This is a genomic window from Legionella bozemanae, assembly GCF_001648595.1.
Taxonomy (GTDB): Bacteria; Pseudomonadota; Gammaproteobacteria; order Legionellales; family Legionellaceae; genus Legionella; species Legionella bozemanae.
In genome coordinates, this window is record NZ_LBAW01000016.1 from 54130 (window position 1) to 74553 (window position 20424).

Genomic DNA, 20424 nt, shown 5'->3' on the forward strand with positions numbered 1-20424 from the left:
GATAGGAAAATTATTATGGACAAAAAACACAATATTTCTTTATCGCGCATTTCATGTGCCCTGCTTTCAGTAGTTGTCTCCAGCCAGGTATTGGCAGCCTCCAATTTAACAATTAGCCCAACACCAGGAACGACAATTCCAACCACAATTTATCCTGGAAGTACCGTCTATGCTTTTTATACTGTAACAAATAATACCCAATCCGCATTGAGTAATTATTCATTGCAAGGTTTGCCTGCCACAGTGAAACAAAATACAACCTACAGTGGCTATTGTGCTAATCCAGTAAATCTTGCAGCCCATGCCAGCTGCATTATGGAGCTTGATATTACTGGAGAAACCGTTTCAAATTTTGCTCTTTGCCGCGGTTCAAGTTGCACTACTGCTACGACACCTTTGTATGTACTTCGAGCTACGACGCCTATGCCTTTAGTTGCTCCCGGGGCATATGATTATCAAGCAGGCGGGTTTGATTATCAAGCAGGCAGGTTCTTTACTGCTCCAGCCCCAGTTTCTCGTCGTATTGGATATCCCTTAGTTGCAACAAGTTTTAATAATGGATTAAGTTGGTTGTATACCTTATCAAATAATACTGCCCAAGTTCCTGGTGGAATGAGTGAAGGGGCACTCAACAGCGCACATTGCGTTGGCACTATGTGTATTGCTTCAGGTGCTTATATAAATAGCGCAGGTTTGACCTATCCTTTAATCGCCAGCAGTACCAATGGTGGTGTCAATTGGACATACCCAGTCTCCAGTTCTCCGGCACTTCCTACAGGGGTTTCGCAAGCGCAATTTGCTACATCATCCTGTTATGGCAATACCTGTATTGCTGTAGGAGGCTACCAGTTTGGCCAAACTCCCATTCCTACCCTTAAACACGCAACAACTCCATTAGCCGCCACTCGTTTAGGATATCCCTTATTAGCAATGAGTACAAATACGGGTATCAATTGGTCGTATGTTATGCCAGGGGCTTTAGCTGCACCTAGTAATGGCGCTATCTTTACCGGCGCAAGTTGCAGTAGCAAGAGCTGTGTTGCCTCAGGTTCTTATAGTGACATTGATGGGGTTGTTTATCCATTATTAGTTATTACTACGGATAAGGGCGCTCATTGGTCTTATAAAATTGCAAAAAGCTATCCACAACTACCCAGTGATTTTGAGACTAGTTTTAACAGTAGAGGTGGTAACTTTAATGATTCAAGTTGCAGTGGTTATTTTTGTGCTGCAGCAGGTTCTTACACTGCATTAAATGCCAGTGGTAATCAGATAATATATCCCTTATTAGCATCCAGCAGTGATGGTGGAACCAGTTGGTCTTATACGATTACCAGTAGCAATCTGCCACCCAATTTTAATTCCACAGGCGCGGTTCCAAATCCCTTCCCTAGCGGCCACTTCAACAGTGCGAGTTGCAGTGGAATGAATTGTATCGCTGCAGGTTCATATAATGTATATAACCCTTCAGCGGATATAAATATTCAATACCCAATGCTCGCTTCAAGCCTTAATGGCGGAATCAGTTGGACTTATCCGATTAACAACGGAAATCCACCACCAAATTTTGATGCAGATGGGTCTCGTCTTTCCCCAGGAGGTCAATTCAACAGTGTTTCTTGTAACGGAAACATCTGTATTGGTGTAGGATCTTATTTCGCCTATGAAAGCAGTTCTGGCCAAGATGTCAGGTATCCTTTTTTGGCGCTTAGTACAGATAGCGGTGCACATTGGTCGTATAAAATTACGAACACCATGCCTCAACTGCCTAATGATTTTGATATGAATGGAGGTGGTTATTTTGACAATGCATACTGTAATGGTAGCGCGTGTATCGCCTCAGGCGCATATTTTACAACAGGGCGAACCCAGTCCGCATTATTGGCAAGCAGTAATGATGGCGGTATTACATGGGTTTACACTGTCAGTAGTAATAATCCACCGCTTCCTATCGGAACCACATACCAAAACTCTCGATTCATGGGCAAATCGAACCTTACTGCCAGAACTTTTGCTTTAAATGCAAAAAATAGGGAATTAAAATAGTTTAACCAAGATATACTTAGCCTGAGCGAAAATAAACTTCGCTCAGGAGATTAAAACCTCCAAAAAGTCACTTCTTCGCTTTATTCGAGCTTTATTTACTACCCTATTTCGATAGCTAAATTAGCATAGGCTAAAACAAGCCATTTAACACCATGCTCACTAAACCTCACTTGAACGCGAGCGTGCGCACCGCTACCTTCTACTGCTAATACTACCCCTTGACCAAATTTTGCATGGGTCACACTTTGGCCCAAAGACAATCCCGAGGTTTCTGGCGCAATGGAAGGTTTTCGAGATATGACTGGTTCTTGAAATTTCGCCTTGATATATGAATTTCATCCAGTAATTCCTAAGGTAGTTCCCTTAAAAATCGTGAGTGTCGATGATATTTTTCTCGTCCGTATTGTCGTCTTATTTCAATATAAGATAGAGCGACATGAGTTTATACTGTCAGTAGTAATAATCCACCGCTTCCTTGTTGGAGCTACGTACCTAAGCTCTCAATTCATAGGCAATCAGACCGTACTGCCGCAGCTTTTAATTTAAATGCAAAAAAATAGAAAATTAAAGTGGAGTTTTGGTTTTTACCCAAGCGGTAATCATGCATGTCAATATCTAGTAGCCTTGTTACTATGCTGAATTCAAAAAATTTAAGTCAGCAGAAATAAAAGAACTTTGCATCCAAGCTGTTGTAGGTAACAACGGCTTGGATACGGCACTGCCAACAACTTAGTACGGTTTAAATGTAGGACTAATAATCAATGCCCCTGTAATGTCTCCTGCCAGAAAACGAAAGGCATTGTACTCGGATGAGACGCTGCCAAAGGAAACAGTGAATGGAAAATTAACCCTCTTTGTTGTTTGTGTTAATTGCCAAGTCGAATTTACTCGTGCATAACTGCGAATATGGAAAGAACTTCTTTGATCTAAAGCAGCAAGTTTCGCCGCAGTATTGCTGCTGCCAATAGCTCTTTGGAAGCCAACTACTTCAAATTGATTTTGCTGATTCAGTAGGACACTAAGATAACCATCTACACCATCATCTTGAATTAGTGTGACCGGAATTAGAAAGTTGGTTTCGCCTGGATTACTCGGAGTTGCATCATCTGGGATAAACAATACAGGCACTCCATTCAGTAATGGCCAACTATTCAAGTAAGGAGTTTTAGGAAAACTAATATTCCAATCGGTCCCAACCGGTATTGCCGTAATGCCTTGGTACTGAATACTGGAATAACAGGGATTGGCAGGCAGAGGATTATTGTTAGAATCAAGCAAATTGGTGCAACTTTCATTACCTACAGCCGCATAAAGTTCATTATAATCATTACTTAACCTTGCAGTATAATTTGTTCCATCAAACGCCAAGTCCGAAAGTATCGCTACCAATGAATTTAGATTATTTAGGTAGAAGGTGCGATAATTACCTACTAAATTAACATACAATTGCGAGAAAAAATTAACTCCATTTATAGAGGTTACTTGTGGATATTGAGTTTTATACTGCGCTAAAATTGATGGGAAATAAACGGTTAATCCATAAGAGTCTGCGCGATCGAAACTATTTTTATAATATAAAACCGCTTGATTTACTGCAGAGATCACGACTTGTGATGCAGTACTTAGGTTTATATCGGAAGGAAATTGGTTACTGATTCGTTGCACAAACTCCACAAGGTCCACTAAATCAGTACTGCGATTGTCCCAAACAGAAGTATAATAATCAGCTGCTTTAAAACGATTTTTTGCAATTAATTTCCAGTTCGTAGTAGTCGTTGTATAAGGGCGAAGAGCAACGGCGAAATTTGTCATTGCCATCCTTAGATTTGATAGCTCACTCGTATCTATTAATGACAAAGTAGTAGATTCTCCTTCATTTTGCTGAGTATAACCATCAATAATCACCCGCCCAATCTCGTTTCCATTCGCATTTGGATATGCATTTAAATAGGCTAGAAAAGTATCATATTGCCAGCCACTACCTGGCTCTAGGTCTTCTGAGCCAATAAAATAATGCGTATTGGGGGCAAAACCAGATGCCGTTTCAGCATTACCCATCAGACAAGCGTCAAACCCGATGATTTCGAAAAGATTACCTGTTTTTGTTGTCACATTATTAATGACAGAAGCTAAGCTATTGATGGCAATTGCCGGTGGTAGCCTGTTTTCATCGCCACCATATCCACCATTAGGACCACCACCATGGTTCCAAAAAATAGTAATGTATCGTTCTGCCGGGTAATTTGCCAAGCCCCATTCCAAAAAATCTTGGATTACATTAGGTGCTGCCATTGGCACACTACCCAGATCTTTTAACTCAACCAGGGAGCCAGGATAAACTATTTGTCGCTTTACAGTTAAATAACCAGGAGAGTCAGCCCCTCCTGTTTGCACTATAATATTAATATTTTCAGTTGAACCCACTTTTTTCATTTGATTTATGTTAAATGTGGCATACTGATATTTTCTTTCTAAATCCGACCCAATAATGTAAACAAAAACAGTATACTTGGCTTTACTCACCTTTAATTTTATTGGGCTAGTTAAAGGAGCGCGACCACCATAATTGATACTTAAACGCCGATTTATGTTGGCGGTGGCATTTTTAATAGTGACGCTAATTGCACAACTACCATTAGGAGGCAAACTACTGCCGCAGGTAGTAGTCGTTTGAGTGACTGATGGGGGTTGAATATCTCCATCATTGACTATCTGAATATTGCGAATGGGTAAACTACGACGGACTACATTATTATGAATCACGTAGTTTAATGTTTGTTGTTGACCAATCGCGATATTGTGAATTGTTGGTACAGAAGTAAATGAAACTGGAAGTTCAGCCCAACTTGCAGCAGAACAAAGTAGTAATAAACTTAGAGAACTATAAATTCGCATCATGCACCTTTATATGAAATTAAGCTAAATAATGGATACCCAGCAACAGGGCATGGGACTCAATGGAGAAGGTGGGCGCACTGATCATAACTGCCTCACCGTTTAAAAGGCCATCATTGCTTGCGGCTATATGTCCATAATCGGTATAAAGATAACCCAATGAATAAGACAGATGCTCAGTATAATGAAAGTTAATACCAGTACCTACATTAGCAACAAGTTGTGATGTATTCTTTTTAGATAAAGATAACCCACCACCCAGCTCTTCTTCATTAGGAAAATCGTGATAGCGTAAACGTGACCATCCTTCCCCAATTCCCCCTATGAGATACAATGAAACGTGTTTATAAGTTAGAACATCTAATGACAATTGAGCTAAAAGCCGTGTGTTTTCAAAATAAAGTTGATACCGATAATTATCTAGGTTGGTTTGTTCAAATTGATAGACATTCCCATCGGCAATGTTGTCTAAAAATCCACTGTAACGAATAGCTAATCCGACCGCAAAAGCATTAAACCAAACTGAATTATTAACCAAAAAGGGCCTCTTATAATAAACCCCAAAACCTAACTCACCTGTCGTATTCGCATGCCCTTGACTTAAATTATCTGTTTCAATATCTGTAGGTGTTATGGTTGTCTGAGGAACATTAAACCAGCTGGGGCCACCTTCTAACACCCATTCAATACCTGGTTGTGCATTACTTATACCTGTACACGCAATAAAACATGCCATAATCGTTTTTTTATGAAATCGATACTTCCTTTTCATGTTCGTCCTTGGATCTCTGTAAATAAAAAAGCAATACTTTATTCTATTTCTTTGAAAATTAATACTTTTTTATAATGTCAGGAGGTTATTTGTCGTTCTGGCTTCTTAAATGGTGAATTCCTCCTGTATTATTCCTAATAGTTTAACCAGGATATGTTTAGCCTGGGCGAAAATAAAGTCTTCGCCCAGGAGATTAAAACCTCCAAAAAGTCACTTCTTCGCTTTATTCGAGCTTTATTTACTACCCTATTTCGATAGCTAAATTAGCATAGGCTAAAACAAGCCATTTGACACCATGCTCACTAAACTTCACTTGAACGCGAGTGTGCGCACCGCTACCTTCTACTGCTAATACTACCCCTTGACCAAATTTTGCATGAGTCACACTTTGGCCCAAAGACAATCCCGAGGTTTCTGGCGCAATGGAAGGTTTATTTCGAGATATAACTGGTGCTTGAAATTTCGCCTTGATACGAATTTCATCCAGTAATTCCTGAGGTAGTTCCTTTAAAAATCGTGAGGGTCGATGATATTCTTCTCGTCCGTATTGTCGTCTTATTTCAGCATAAGATAAAACGAGCTTGCGCATGGCACGCGTCATGCCCACGTAACATAAACGACGCTCTTCCTCCAAGCGTCCAGGCTCTTCTAAAGACTGTTTTCCTGGAAATATCCCCTCTTCCATACCTACTAAAAATACGATGGGGAACTCAAGACCCTTAGCAGCATGTAAGGTCATCAAGTGTACGTATCGCTCATGTTCTCCTGCCTGCATTTCTCCAGCCTCCAAAGAAGCATGTGCTAAAAATGCATTCACTAAAGGAATTTCTTCTTCTTCCTCTTGCTCATAACGAAATTGTTTTGCCGCATTGATTAATTCTTGTAAGTTATCCAGGCGGGACTCCGACTTGTCCCCTTTGATTTTGCTGAAATGAGCATACAATCCACTCAATTGAATCACTAGCGATAATTGCTCGTCCAATTCCATTGCTGCTGTATCATGTTGCAACTGTTCGATTAACCCGATGAATTTTGATAGTGCAGAACCTGCCCGTTGCGTCATTTCACCTGATTGCAATAATGTTTTTGCGGCATGCCATAAAGAGCATTGTTCTGATTTGGCATAATAACGCAGATCATCAAGCGTTTTTTCACCAATACCTCGAGTGGGGAAATTAACGACTCGCTCAAAAGCAGTATCATCATCGGGATTAACCAATAAGCGTAAATAAGCCAAGGCATCTTTTACTTCCGCACGATCAAAGAAACGTACTCCACCATAAATACGATAGGCAATGCCCGCGCGTAGTAACGCTTCCTCTAAAACCCTGGACTGGGCATTGGAGCGATATAGAATAGCAATTTCATCAGCACTTATGCCCTGATTGATCTCCATCATAATTCGTTCACAGACAAAGCGCGCTTCATCAAGCTCGTTAAAAGCACTGTAGACCAGAATTTTTTCTCCAGTAGCTCCATCTGTCCACAAATCTTTTCCCATCCGTGAATTATTATGTGTAATTAATGCATTTGCTGCATCAAGTATCGTTGCTGTTGAACGATAATTTTGTTCCAACCGAATAATTTGTGTATTTTTAAAGTCATGAGCAAATTGCTGAATATTCTCCACCTTGGCTCCACGCCAGCCATAAATGGATTGATCATCATCGCCTACGGCTAAAACAGCAGCGTGCTCACCAGCAAGAAGACGTATCCATGCATACTGAATTGTATTGGTATCCTGAAACTCATCGACCAATATTGCTTGAAAACGTTGACGATAATGGGCAAGAATTTCTGGGTTATCGCGCAATAACTCGTGGGTTCGCAATAACAATTCCGCAAAATCAATCACTCCCGCTGTCCGACAGGCTTGCTCATACGCACTATAAATGTTGAGCAATGTTTTACCTGGCCCATAAGACAAAGTATGTACGTGTTGAGGTCGTATCCCTTCATCCTTGCGTCCATTAATAAAGGATTGGGCCTGTTTTACTGGCCATTGTTCTGCGTCAAGATTTAATGAGCCAATTACTCGCTTTATTAAACGTGCCTGATCTTCAGAATCTAAAATATGAAATAGCTCAGGTAAATTAGCTTCTTTATAATGTCGGCGGAGCAAACGATGACACAGACCATGAAAAGTTCCAACCCATAATCCTAAAACAGGGGTACTTAACATACTGTTTAATCGAGTCCTCATTTCACCAGCAGCTTTATTAGTAAAAGTTACTGCAAGTATCCCATGCGGCGAAATATGCTCTTCTTCAATGAGCCAGGCAATGCGACTGACTAAAACTTTCGTTTTACCACTTCCAGCCCCAGCGAGGACCAGCGTATTACCGAGCGGGGAAGTAACTGCTTCATGTTGTCGTTCATTCAATCCTTTAAGAATTGCAGCAAGTGTCATAAATAAATTCCAGGAAAAATAGATGCTGTATTCTATTAATAGATCCTACTTTCTCGCAAGCAAAAGAAAATTGGAGCTATACTCACTATAAGTATAAACCTTGTTTTAAAGTGAATACTTATTGCTTTCAAACGCTTCCCAGAGCAAAATAAAACAATATGCTAAAAACATAACTTCCTAAAAGGACTAAAATGCACTCGCTCTATCCATCAATTAAACCTTATGCGCAACATGAATTAAAAGTCAGTGAACTGCATACACTCTATATTGAGGAAACAGGAAATCCAGAGGGACTGCCTGTTGTGGTATTACATTCAGGCCCGGGAGCCTCTTCTGGGGATGGTTACCTTCGACGTTTTTTTGACCCACAGCATTATCGGATTATACTTTTTGATCAACGCGGGTGCGGGCGCTCCACTCCTCACCTGGAAATTCGTGAAAATACGACCAGTTTATTATTGGATGATATCGATGCCATCAGAGATTTTTTAGGATTATCTGAATTTGTATTGTCTGGAGGAGGTTGGGGTTCTTTGCTTGCATTACTTTATGCTCAAAAATTCCCCCAACAAATTAAAGCCTTACAACTGCATCAAATTTTTTTAGGAAGACAACAAGATTTTGATTGGTTTTATAAGCATGGTGCCAGCCTGGTTTATCCTGATTATTGGCAAGAATTTATTAGTAGTGTCCCTGAAAGCATGCTGGATCAAATTCCCAAATATTATGCCAATTGCCTGCAAGGCCCTAATGAACTGGCGCGCATGAGTGCAGCAAAATCATGGGCTTTATGGGAAGCACGTTGCAGCAGTTTGCAACCTCACTTATATGTTATTGATCAATTCAGTGATCCTCATTTTGCTCTGGCTCTTGCAACATTGGAATCCCATTACATCAACAATCATTTTTTCATTGAAGAAAATCAAGTAATAACTAATGTCCATAAAATAAGACACATCCCGACTTATATCGTACACGGTCGTTTTGATTTAATTTCTCCGCTCGCTGGTGCTTTTGAGCTTCATCAGGCAATACCGGCTTCCAATTTAAGAATAGTTCGTGATGCGGGACATTCGGATAGAGAATCGGGTATAATTGATGCCCTAATTTATGCGAGTAAAGAAATTTCCAAACAAGGACTTGATGCATGTTGATTGTAATTCAAAGAGTAACACACGCCCGAGTAGATATTGATGGTGAAACAGTTGGAAAAATAGATCAGGGGCTTTTGATACTTTGTGGATTTGAACCCGATGATACGGAACATAATATCAATAAAATGCTAGATAAGTGCATCAATTATCGTATTTTTAGCGACAGCCAAGGTAAAATGAATTTAAGTCTTAAAGAAGTTCAAGGTGGTTTATTATTAGTACCTCAATTTACTTTAATAGCCGAAACTCAAAAAGGATTACGCCCCAGTTTTTCAAATGCGGCACCTCCTGAACTGGGGCGACAATTATTTGACAATCTCCTGACGCGAGCTGCTCAATTATATCCTCATACACAAAGTGGATGTTTTGGTGCCGATATGCAGGTTCATTTGTGCAATGATGGCCCCGTGACTTTTTTGTTAAAATTCTAATATTAACGCTTTAAAGCAACGACCTACTATGATTGTTTGCAAGAACATCAAACTCGTGTAACATCTTTCATTAAGTTAAATAATAAAAAAAATCATGCGATTAATTTCAATAGTTATCAGTTTTACCAGTAGTATCGTTTTAACTGGCTGTGTGAGTAAGGGAACTAATCCCATTGATCCTTTTGAACCTTTTAACCGAAAAGTATATAAATTTAATACTGTCTTAGATAATACAATTTTAAGACCCTCCGCAAAAGTATATCGATCCGTCTTACCAGCGCCTGTTCGTAAAAGTATCAATAATTTTTATAACAACTTAGATCTTATTCCGACTGTAGGAAATGACCTTCTACAAGCTGAAGGCAAGTGGGCAATTCGTGACTCATGGCGATTCATTATAAACTCCTCTTTAGGTGTAGGCGGCTTATTTGATGTAGCCAAAACCTTTGGCTTACCCCCTCATTCGAATGATTTAGGGCTTACACTAGCCAAATGGGGCGATAAAAACTCTCCTTACTTGGTTCTTCCCTTGTTAGGTCCAAGTACTCTTCGAGATGGAGCAGGATGGTTATTCCAGTTTGCATTATACAGTCCATATGTTTACATTAATGAAGATGCTGTAGTTTACAGCCTGCTCGCTTTACGTACGGTAGATTTACGTGCGCAACTGTTAGATACTGATCGCATAATGGATGAGGCTTTGGACAAATATGCCTTCATGAGAGATGCCTACCTACAATATCGTAATCATCTTATCACCGGTACTCAACCAGATACTGGAACTTTGTATGTTGATGATAAAAAAGCAGATCAGGAAGCTGCTGCAGAAGTTGGTGGTGATTATGTTGATGAATAAAAGATAGATTCCTAGTTGCAATCAACTGAATCTTCTACACATCGCTGAAAAACTAGCCTCACTCTACTACTACATCCTGCGGCTTGTCCGCGGGATCTAGAAGATCTGCCTTCAATCACTGGCGCCACGAACGAATGGGGCAGAGCATAGGCAGAGAGGTGATCAAGAGACAGTTGCAAGCACCCAAGCTTGTAAACTGTTGTAATTTTCATCCAATAGTTGCTAAATATGGAAAGAAGAGAAAAAAGTACCCATTACCTCTATAAATTCTTCGCGCTCTTGTTGGTTTTTTCCAAAAAAAACCTCTTTATTGTCCCTTATTTTTTGAAAAAATCCATATAAAAATTCTTTCTTAATGGGTTCACTGTTTCGTTCAATTCCATTTTTAAGCTCCACTCTAATTACCTTATAATCCTCATCTAATAAAAGTGAATACTCCTCAAGTAAGATGATATCTTTTCCTAAGCCCTTATATTCATAATAAAGTTTCTCAAGTATTCCCCAATTACTACATAAAAATAATGTGACATCTTTGTGTTTCTCAAGATAAGTCAGCATCGGCATTAAATTACCTTGGGTTAACTTCATAAAGGCTTCAAGATATAATGCAAAGCGTGTTGTCAGACGATTATTAGCATCTCTATCAAAAATTGGATGAGTCCTTGTTAACAATGATCTGAAATATCTAGAAAAAGCCAAGATTGACTCTTTGTCTTGATAGCTTTCTATGTAAGAAAAAAGCTCACTCTGGGGATTAAAACTTCCTTGGATGACGTCTTTCATTAAATACATTTTTTTTAACAAATCGATAAGTGTCATAAATATAATCCCATCGAAATTTTATAAGCCATCATGCGTGCTATTTTTTGTATCATTAAACGGTGCAATTATTGGGTTAAAATATTTACGAAGAAGCTGTAGGGTAACGATTAAACAGAAGTCTAAAGCCCTCTTGTTTCAATTCCTATTGTCTGGATTTGTTGCCCTTCATTTAGTCTATATTTTATAGGTACGATTTACTGTTAGGCACGACATATTTTTTCAAGGCAGCGTAAAAAATCACCAGCAATATCGAGTTGCGTTTCTGTTTCTATTTCTCGAAGGCATGTCGGACTTGTCACATTGATTTCTGTTAAATAATCGCCAATTACATCAATACCAACAAAATATAAACCTTTAGCCCTTAGGGTTGGTGCTATTTGTTCGCAAATCCATCGGTCTCTTTCGGTAATGGGTACCACTTCGCCCCGTGCACCTGCGGCTAAATTACCTCGCAAGTCTCCTTCTGCAGGAATGCGTGCCAATGCATAAGGGACAGGTTCACCGTTAATTAATAAAATACGTTTATCCCCCGATTTCTTTATTTCATGGATATACCGTTGAGCAATAATGGTTTGCGTCTGATTTTTAGTTAAAACTTCCAAAATGACCGCCAGGTTTTTCCCTTGTTCCTCAACATGAAATATAGAATTTCCTCCCATTCCTTCCATTGGCTTAAAAATAACTTGTTTGTGCTCTTCCCAAAAAGATTTCAACCGTTTTATATTTCGCGAAACAAGTGTTGTTGGGCAGCACTGAGGAAAATTTAAAGTAAAAAATTTCTCATTTGCATCCCGTAAACCTTGTGGCTTATTCGCTACGAGAACCCCTTCACGCTCTGCGAGCTCCAGAAAATACGTGGTATAAATGTACTCTGTATTAAAAGGAGGATCCTTACGCATCAGAATGATGTCAAACTCACCTAAAGGTTTTTCCGATAAATTTTTAACTGTCGCCCAATCTTTACTGTGCACATCGCCTATGCTTAAATCATAAACTTGTGCAAAAGCACGCCCTTCCCTGCAGAATAAATCTTCTTGGGTAAAAACAACGCAAGACCAACCCAGCTCTTGTGCTCTCTTAAGCATAGCCAGAGTTGTATCTTTGTAGGGTTTTAATTGATGTAAAGGATCCAGCAATACTGCAAGTTTCATTATTCACCTCCAATTGCTGCAATTTCCCTTGCCGCAGCAAGTGCAGCCAATCGAGCAATAACCCCATAAACATAAAAACGATTAGACTCATCCAATTCAGTTAAATCATCACAAGGCATATTACACGCTTGAGCAAACGCTAAAGGTTCAAAGTGCATGCCTGGTGCATTCAGATTTTCATCAATACCGCGCTCTTGATGAACCCTATAAAATCCACCTACTACAAATTGGCCAATCATATAAACCACAGGCTCAGCAACAGAACCGTTTGGCATCGTTTCAAAAGTATATACACCCTCTTGGATAATTACCCTATCTACTTTGCGACCGCCTTTACTGGCTGACATTTTAGTCCGTTGCTTTCTATTTAATTGACGTACTTCTTCAGCCTCATGCACCATCATTACGCTCATGCCATAAGTGCCATTATCTGCTTTAATAACAACAAATGGCTTCTCTTTGATCCCATAGGTTGCATATTTATCGTTCATTAAAGTAAGAATTTTCTCTACTTCGATTGCTAATCTATCTATACCCTCCTGAGCCATAAAATCCAAACCCTCTAGGGCACTAAAATAAGGGTTGATTAACCAAGAATCCATACCTACTAATTCGGAAAATTCTGTAGCAATCTCATCATAAAAATTAAAATGGTTGGATTTTAATCGAGAAAACCAACCCAATTGGGCTGTAGGCCTTATTTTTTGCTGTATTCCTTGCAAAATTTCAGGAACCCCTTGGGACAAGTCATTATTCAGCATGAGAAAACATGGATTAAAATTGGCCAGACCTACTCGATCTCCCTGCCGTTGTATGGGCTCTAATAAAAGCACTTCTCCGCTGTCAAGGACAATTTCGGTAGGTTCTTTGAGCTCAGGATCTAAACTGCCGATACGAACCACAAATCCAGCTCTTGTAAAAATAGTTCGTAGTACACTAAGACTTTTTAAATAAAACTTATTTCGGGTATGACTTTCAGGAATCAGTAGAATTCTGGTACAGTCAGGAACATAATCAATTAATACCGATTGTGCCGCTTGAATACATAATGGAAGAAACTCCGGATTCAAATTATTAAAACCAGCTGGAAATAGATTAGTATCTACAGGCGCCAGTTTAAATCCAGCATGCCGCAAGTCAACAGATGAAGTTAATGGCGGAGGCGTCTCTTTCCATTGGTGTCTGAACCAAGCTTCAATAGCTGCTATTTGATTTAAAACAATTTTTTCCACATGAAACAATGGTCCAGAATGTGCTGTGGTCAAATGAGGAACAGGGATTTCATGAACATTCATGCTTTCTCTCTTTTTATTGTTTTCGATGATGTTACCGAGGTTAACACAGAAATAAAAGATCTTATTGATTTTCTGTTATTATATTGCAGCTTAGATTTTTATGCTCACTATAATCGTTAATTGCCTGATATTGCTAATGGAATAAGTTTTGTTGGGCATAAAAATCCAACTAACATTGATTGGACTTCTTCGGAAACTCTCCTCTGTAGAAGAGTTTCCGAAGAAATCCATTAACAAACTGAAGGAACTTTATTCATGATCAATGAGCTAGTGCAACAATTTTCCACGCAAATACAAACTTTTTTATATATCATGATGCTCATCAATGGTATTTTACATTTGATTTTTGCTGGTGCTGTCGCCCATGATGCAGGAAACATGAATCGAATGGGACAAAAACCAGTTTTGGTTTCCGCAGCTACCTGGGCATTTGCAACGTTAATTGGTGGTGTGATCACGGCAACAATTTATTGGTTGCTGCACCACTCCACCCTTACAAGACCGACAATCAGAGAGGTTCGCTATGACCAACCCTAATATTAAAACCATCGATGTGCATCAACTAAAAGAAATGATGGCAAATAATCCCAATCTTTGTTTAATTGACGTTCGTGAATTGGACGAGTGGCAAGAGTTTCATATACCTGGAGCACTGCATATTCCTAAAGACAACATTGCATCATCTATTGCAGCGATAATCCCCAATAAAGATCAACCTATTTATTTGCACTGCAAAGGTGGAGTGCGATCTTTGTTTGCTGCACAATCCTTAATGGATTTGGGATATCAAGAAGTTTATTCAGTAGATGGTGGTATTATCGATTGGGCAATGGCGGGTTACCCTATAGAGCAACAGAAAACATTTGAGCCCCAATTATAATTTTAAAATCTGTTTGCAACCTGAGCACAACAACAACTGTCTCTTAGTCACAAATTAAGAATCTTGGGGAAAAGGCAGTAAGCAGAACTCGGATGTTTGATACTGTAACAAATAATCTTGATTCTGCTTTTTATGTATCCATACTGCACATTTCATGGTCTAATTATGGTGGTGTATTGGTTGATGCCTGCTCTACAATAACCTCAGTGAGGCTTGTAGAAACAGTTTTCTCTGCAAATAGCCCTATACGGTTCTTTGTTTTTTTATCAGAGTCTTGCACCTGTTTTTCCCTAGTCTGTTCAATTTGTTCCAACTTGAAATTTGCTACTTTTTTAACCAAATCCTGCAGCACTTTTTCTACCTTATAATTCTTAATTTTTTGACTTGAAAAAAGCTGTTTACTTAAATCCAGATACCCTTTTCTTGGATCTGAATCTACATATACATGTTCATGCATAAATTTGCTTAGGGCATCATACATATCGAGCAAATTTTTGGAGTCAGGGAAATTTTCCAAGGTAAGATTGAGTGAAGCAGTTAATGCATTATATAAAGTACTGTTCTCGGGAGATAGGAAAAATGAAGTTACGGTCCCCTGATAACTATCAAAAATTTGCTCACGAATATAAAAAGCGGCTGCGTTGAGTATGCATGTTTTTTCTGGGTTACTGGATTTATCAAGACTGTTAAGAACTGCCAGTAAATACCTACATTGGATTGCTCGATCAGGATGTCTAATAGAAAGAGTCCGTAATGCTTTCGGTAAATTTTTTGCATCGAGCTTATGACTTTTTAATTCAGTTGCAATACTCTCCCTGATATACTTCGACAATGTATCATAGTCAACATACTGAAAACCCATTTCTGCTCTCCTTAAACTCCATGAATCGGGATTAGTAAAATTTACTTCAACAGGAAGTTTAAACTAATTCACAAAGCCAGTCATGCATTTTCTTTTTACTGCTTAATTAATTTTTAATCTTTAAAGTCAATAACATAGAGCACATATTTCTAACCATATCTGCAATTGATCAGAACTATTTTTCTGTTTTTAGTCGATGCAAAAAGACTTAAGAAATTGGGAGTAAAACTTTAAATTTACCTTTTTTGATTGCTTTTTACTGCTCTGTTGATTAATTTACACTTTTGTCCCCAGGGTAAGTTATGAAAAAATACACCTACTTCATTTTTCTTTTTCTAAGCTGCTTGAACAGCTACGCACAAATCAATCAACCTAAATTGGTTGTGCAACTGGTTATTGATCAACTACGCGGCGATTTAATCCAACAACATCAGCAGCAATTTGGTAATGGCGGATTTAATTATTTATTAAGTCATGCTATTGATTATCATAATACCCATCATCCACATGCTAACACAACAACATGTGCAGGGCATGCGACTGTAGCAACAGGAAGTTTTCCAGCCTTACATGGCGTCATAAATAATGAATGGTATGACCGAAAATCACAACAGCTGGTCTATTGCATGGAAGATTTAAAAACCAATATATTAAATACCCCTCATACACGCATTACGACTCCAGGACGTTCTCCTAAGAACTTATATACATCAACCTTAAGCGATGAAGTCATACTCTCCCAAAAAGGACGGGCCTTTGGGGTATCATTGAAAGATCGTTCAGCAATAACCCTTGCAGGCCATGCGGGCAAAGCTTTTTGGTTTGATACAACTAATGGTGGTTTTATTACCAGTTCTTATTACTATACTCAATATCCTCAATGGGTTAAAAATTGGAATGAAAATTATCATCCGCAAAACTATGATTGGATTCTTGGTCGAGCCAAAGAGGAATATCAAAATGCCAATTCACCAGTTTTCCATCATGAAGATGAGCTTTTTGGTCAAACTTTTCCACATCATGTAACACAAGCTCCAAGCCCTGAGTTTTTCAAATCCTTGTCTAGAACTCCCAAGGCCGACCAATTAACTGCAGATTTTGCAGAGCATCTTTTAACTGAGGAGCGATTAGGACAATCTCCCGAAAAAACCGATTATTTAGGTATTAGTTTCTCCGGAGTTGATGCGATAGGCCATCAATTTGGTCCCAATAGCCTTGAGTCTGAAGACAATTTATTAGAGTTGGATAAAACTTTAGCACATCTTTTTACAGTCATTGATAAACAAGTGGGGCTAAAAAATACCCTCATTGTGCTTACTGCAGATCATGGCGTAAATGATGGGCCAACTTATCTCAAGGCGCATCAAATGCATGAAATCAAACCCATTGATATCCTGCAAATGGAACAATACATTCGTACTGCATTAAAAAAACAATATGCACTTCCAGAGGAAACTCTGATGTCGATTACCCCGCCTTATATCTATCTCAATCATCAAGTCATAAATCAGCATAAGGTGAAACTTGATGAAGTGAAAAATTATCTTGCCCATGCTTTAACACAACAACCGGGAATATTCAAAGCATATGCGTTACCAATTACTGAAATAGAAAAAGACTGGCTTAGCGCCAAAGTCAACAAAATGTATTATCCGGAGCGATCTGGAGATATATATCTCATTCAACCCCCTAATCAATCATATGGTACTAAAAGTAAAGATCGCGTTGCTCATGGCAGTCCTTGGCAATATGACAGTTATGTCCCCTTACTCTTCGTCCACCCGGATTTTAAAGCACAACGCATTTTTCGACCGACTTACACACCAGATATTGCACCGACTTTATCCGCTGTTCTTATGATAAAAAATCCATCTGGAGCTGTGGGCCAACCTTTGCAAGAAGTAGTACAGGCTTTTAATTAAAAAATGCTTTTTTGTGTAGAAATGTAGCTGGGTGAAGGCAACGCGCCGTAACCCAGGAGTGATTTATCTCAGATCCTGAGTTCCGCTTCGCTGAACCCAAACTACATTTGAGTATCAAAAAAATATCGAAATCGGCTAAACTTATATTATAAAGAATGGCTGTGTTTTATTACTCTGAAAACCAGTGGTTTTGCAAGTAAAACCTAATATAAAGATTGAATTTAACACAAAAAAGCTTTAGTATTTGCACGAAATTTCTAACGATATCATCATGAATAAGCAAGCGATAATTATTGGGATTTCTGGCCCTTCTGCATCAGGAAAAAGTCTTTTAGCAAATACTATTGTTAATGAGCTTGGCTCAGAACAAGTAGTAGTCATTTCTGAAGATGCTTACTATAAAGATAATGGACATTTGCCTTTCCCTGAAAGAGAAAAAATTAATTATGATCACCCTGATTCTTTTGATCATTCTTTGCTTTGTGAACACCTACGTCAATTAAGAGATGGAAAACCTGTTGAAATTCCAATTTATTCTCACTCCAAACACATGCGTCTGCCTGAAACCAGAACAGTTGGCCAACATGCCATTATCATTCTTGAAGGTATTTTGCTCTTTAGCGACAAAGAATTGCGGGAAATAATGGATATTCGAATTTTTATGTCCACCCCTCTGGACGTATGTTTAACCCGACGTTTAAAAAGAGATGTGGTTGAACGGCATAGAACCTTTGAATCAGTAGTACATCAATATGAAACAACAGTACGTCCTATGTACTTGCAGTTTATTGAACCATCCAGTCGCTACGCTGACATCATTGTTCCTCGCGGAGGAGAAAACAGGATTGCTATTGAAATGATTCAAGCTAAAATGCGTGAATTGTTAGCGTCACACACTAATTAATTTGAGGAGAGAATGGTGGGATTTTTAGCAGGTAAAAAGGCACTCATTATTGGTCTGGCCAGCAATAGATCAATTGCTTATGGTATTGCCAAAGCATTTCATGAGCAAGGAGCTGAATTAGCATTTACTTATCAAAATGAACGGCTGCAAGGGCGTGTGGAAACAATGGCTGCAGAATTCAATTCATCACTAACCTTTCCCTGCGATGTAGCTTATGATGAAGAAATCAAAACTCTTTTTTCCAATCTCCACAAGCACTGGGATCATTTGGATATCTTAATCCATTCCGTTGCTTATGCTCCGGCAGATCAAATCAGTGGAGATTTCGTAGAGTCCTGCACTCGTGAAGGTTTTAGAATTGCTCATGACATCAGCGCCTACAGTCTAATAGGTCTTGCACAAGCCGCTTTACCCATGATGGAAGGCACTGAAGGATCTCTTCTAACTTTATCATACTATGGTGCTGAAAAAGCAGTGCCTAACTATAATGTTATGGGTGTTGCCAAGGCCAGTCTCGAAGCCTCTGTACGTTATTTAGCATCAAGCCTAGGCTCTAAGGGTATCCGTATCAATGCTATATCTGCAGGTCCCATCAAAACACTTGCTGCTGCCGGAATTAAAGATTTTCGTAAAATTCAAAGTGCTTATGCCAACATTACTCCACTCCATCGAAATGTTACTATTGAAGAAGTAGGTAATACTGCGGCGTTTTTATGCTCTAATCTTGCTTCGGGTATTACAGGTGAAGTAGTACATGTAGATGCTGGCTATCATGCTGTATCTACTATGGGCGAACTGAGTTAATCAAAGTAACCGCTCACGTAATGGCATCAGATTGTAGTTGGGTGTATTGTAGCCTGGGTGCAGCGAAGCGGAACCCGGGAAAATTGGTAATTTAAAATCCCGGGTTCCGCTTCGCTGCACTCAGGCTACTATTCTATATTTCATATTTCTAAGCTATTCTTTAATACACTTATTCTAAAAAAGATCATCATGTATCAAGTCGTCAGGGCTATTCTATATATTTGGACTTTCGTCATTACGAATTCAAACGCAACAGCAGCCTCATTTTCTTTAGACAATTTAGTTAAAGTAACTCCAGAAAATGATACTCAATGCATACAATACTACCTCTATAAAGGTGTTCTTTACTGTGATACAACGAAAACTGATACGCAGACTATGGATCCTGAACTAAAGAACTATGAAAAATTAAAAATCGTATTTGATGACCGTCCTTGGCAAATGGCATGGGGAAATAAAAATTCAATTGGAACTACAATTGAATACATTCCTGCAGGTGATGATATTAATCATTGGAATGAATTGGTTACAAGTCAGTTTTTTCCTGGATTGCAGAAAAAAATGACTTTGCAACAATTTGCAAATACCATGGTTAAAAATATAAAATCTTTAGGGTACCAACCTATTGTGAATTATCTTGAAGATACGCAAGACAGGGTGCTCCTCGAAATAAGGATAGAAAAACCTCAAAACCAGGCTCAAGATGAATTGGAAATGTTTCTCAAAGATGATCAAGGCATTTATCTTTTACACTATGTGATTAAGAAATCCGATATGGGAAAAGAAAATAGAGCAAAATGGCTACAAAACTTAAAAAGTAGCGAGAAATTAAAATCTGATCAAAATAAGAACAATAAATAAAGATTAAGGCATTTTCGGGGCATTGGGCTCAGGGTCATCAATTTCGAAAAGTGTATCGTCTGCCCCTAAATTCTTTTCTTGATCAGCCAATTGTGCTGGCAACTTTACTGGGGCACCAATTAAAGTGTTACGAAGAACTTCCATTTCACGCGCAGTATTGTTTGGATCGTAAGTCATTTTCTCAATCTCATCCAATTCTTTTTGGGTATCGATTGGGTCAAACGCTAATTCTTTATCTACCTTGGGTTCTTCATTTTCTATCTTTGATTTAATAGCCTGCCATTTGGATGACTTGCCCATAATGTCCTCGGAAAAACTTTACCTAAGAATATTATAGCTCATAATACCTAAGATGGATT

18 protein-coding genes and 1 pseudogene are annotated in these 20424 nt (G+C 38.8%); 10 read left to right on the top strand and 9 right to left on the bottom strand.

The genetic code is table 11. The annotated features are described in order from the left end of the window. Window positions 1–15 precede the first annotated feature (15 nt). Complete coding sequence (locus A8O27_RS12350; RefSeq protein ID WP_058459109.1) at window positions 16–2046, top strand: hypothetical protein; 2031 nt, start codon at window positions 16–18, stop codon at window positions 2044–2046. 98 nt (window positions 2047–2144) lie between these two features. Here the strand turns inward: A8O27_RS12350 and uvrD (A8O27_RS19525) are convergent. The 4 genes and pseudogenes from uvrD (A8O27_RS19525) to uvrD (A8O27_RS12365) form a co-directional block, all read right to left on the bottom strand. Beyond that, a pseudogene (gene uvrD / locus A8O27_RS19525) lies at window positions 2145–2482 on the bottom strand (DNA helicase II); the annotation flags it as partial. A gap of 293 nt (window positions 2483–2775) precedes the next feature. Then, window positions 2776–4944 (bottom strand): clostripain-related cysteine peptidase, encoded by a 2169-nt coding sequence (locus A8O27_RS12355; protein ID WP_082642429.1) that lies wholly within the window; start codon window positions 4942–4944, stop codon window positions 2776–2778. A gap of 16 nt (window positions 4945–4960) precedes the next feature. Further along, a complete protein-coding gene (locus A8O27_RS12360) occupies window positions 4961–5713 on the bottom strand; it encodes a polysaccharide deacetylase family protein (RefSeq protein WP_115684290.1) in 753 nt (250 codons plus the stop codon). 241 nt (window positions 5714–5954) lie between these two features. After that, window positions 5955–8123, bottom strand: a complete 2169-nt coding sequence (gene uvrD / locus A8O27_RS12365; RefSeq protein WP_058459106.1) for a DNA helicase II — start codon at window positions 8121–8123, stop codon at window positions 5955–5957. A 191-nt stretch (window positions 8124–8314) separates the two neighbouring features. Between uvrD (A8O27_RS12365) and pip the strand changes: the two genes are divergently transcribed. From pip to A8O27_RS12380, 3 genes are all read left to right on the top strand, one after another. Beyond that, complete coding sequence (pip, locus tag A8O27_RS12370; protein WP_058459105.1) at window positions 8315–9277, top strand: prolyl aminopeptidase; 963 nt, start codon at window positions 8315–8317, stop codon at window positions 9275–9277. Beyond that, a complete protein-coding gene (dtd, locus tag A8O27_RS12375; protein WP_058459104.1) occupies window positions 9271–9708 on the top strand; it encodes a D-aminoacyl-tRNA deacylase in 438 nt (145 codons plus the stop codon). Before pip ends, dtd begins: the two co-directional genes overlap by 7 nt. A gap of 94 nt (window positions 9709–9802) precedes the next feature. Then, a complete protein-coding gene (locus tag A8O27_RS12380) occupies window positions 9803–10564 on the top strand; it encodes an MlaA family lipoprotein (protein WP_058459103.1) in 762 nt (253 codons plus the stop codon). A 222-nt stretch (window positions 10565–10786) separates the two neighbouring features. Here A8O27_RS12380 and A8O27_RS12385 read toward each other — a convergent pair whose 3' ends face one another. From A8O27_RS12385 to gshA, 3 genes are all read right to left on the bottom strand, one after another. Next, a complete protein-coding gene (locus A8O27_RS12385; protein WP_058459102.1) occupies window positions 10787–11383 on the bottom strand; it encodes a hypothetical protein in 597 nt (198 codons plus the stop codon). Between the two features lie 203 nt (window positions 11384–11586). Next, entirely contained in the window at window positions 11587–12537 is a 951-nt protein-coding gene (gshB, locus tag A8O27_RS12390) for a glutathione synthase (RefSeq protein ID WP_058459101.1), read from the bottom strand. Beyond that, window positions 12537–13832, bottom strand: coding sequence for a glutamate--cysteine ligase (gshA, locus tag A8O27_RS12395; protein ID WP_058459100.1), 1296 nt, complete (start codon window positions 13830–13832; stop codon window positions 12537–12539). Before gshA ends, gshB begins: the two co-directional genes overlap by 1 nt. A gap of 255 nt (window positions 13833–14087) precedes the next feature. On the opposite strand from gshA, the gene A8O27_RS12400 reads away from it, so the two are divergent. Together A8O27_RS12400 and A8O27_RS12405 are read left to right on the top strand one after the other, a co-directional pair. After that, on the top strand, window positions 14088–14369 hold the full coding sequence (locus A8O27_RS12400; RefSeq protein WP_058459099.1) for a hypothetical protein: 282 nt from the start codon (window positions 14088–14090) through the stop codon (window positions 14367–14369). Then, window positions 14356–14712 carry a rhodanese-like domain-containing protein gene (locus tag A8O27_RS12405; protein ID WP_058459098.1) on the top strand — a complete coding sequence of 119 codons (357 nt, stop codon included), beginning with the start codon at window positions 14356–14358 and terminating at the stop codon, window positions 14710–14712. Before A8O27_RS12400 ends, A8O27_RS12405 begins: the two co-directional genes overlap by 14 nt. A 163-nt stretch (window positions 14713–14875) precedes the next feature. Here the strand turns inward: A8O27_RS12405 and A8O27_RS12410 are convergent, their stop codons facing one another. Further along, window positions 14876–15574 carry a hypothetical protein gene (locus tag A8O27_RS12410; RefSeq protein ID WP_058459097.1) on the bottom strand — a complete coding sequence of 233 codons (699 nt, stop codon included), beginning with the start codon at window positions 15572–15574 and terminating at the stop codon, window positions 14876–14878. 302 nt (window positions 15575–15876) lie between these two features. Here A8O27_RS12410 and A8O27_RS12415 point away from each other — a divergent pair, with 302 nt between their 5' ends. The 4 genes from A8O27_RS12415 (at window position 15877) to A8O27_RS12430 (ending at window position 20065) form a co-directional block, all read left to right on the top strand. Beyond that, a complete protein-coding gene (locus A8O27_RS12415) occupies window positions 15877–17496 on the top strand; it encodes an alkaline phosphatase family protein (protein WP_058459096.1) in 1620 nt (539 codons plus the stop codon). 271 nt (window positions 17497–17767) lie between these two features. Further along, window positions 17768–18400 carry a uridine kinase gene (udk, locus tag A8O27_RS12420; protein ID WP_058459095.1) on the top strand — a complete coding sequence of 211 codons (633 nt, stop codon included), beginning with the start codon at window positions 17768–17770 and terminating at the stop codon, window positions 18398–18400. Window positions 18401–18412: 12 nt separating this feature from the next. Further along, window positions 18413–19204 (top strand): enoyl-ACP reductase FabI, encoded by a 792-nt coding sequence (locus A8O27_RS12425; protein WP_115684289.1) that lies wholly within the window; start codon window positions 18413–18415, stop codon window positions 19202–19204. A gap of 189 nt (window positions 19205–19393) precedes the next feature. Then, a complete protein-coding gene (locus A8O27_RS12430) occupies window positions 19394–20065 on the top strand; it encodes an HI_0983 family protein (protein WP_058459094.1) in 672 nt (223 codons plus the stop codon). 3 nt (window positions 20066–20068) lie between these two features. Here the strand turns inward: A8O27_RS12430 and A8O27_RS12435 are convergent, their stop codons facing one another. Beyond that, entirely contained in the window at window positions 20069–20365 is a 297-nt protein-coding gene (locus tag A8O27_RS12435; protein ID WP_235810498.1) for a hypothetical protein, read from the bottom strand. Between the last annotated feature and the right edge of the window lie 59 nt (window positions 20366–20424).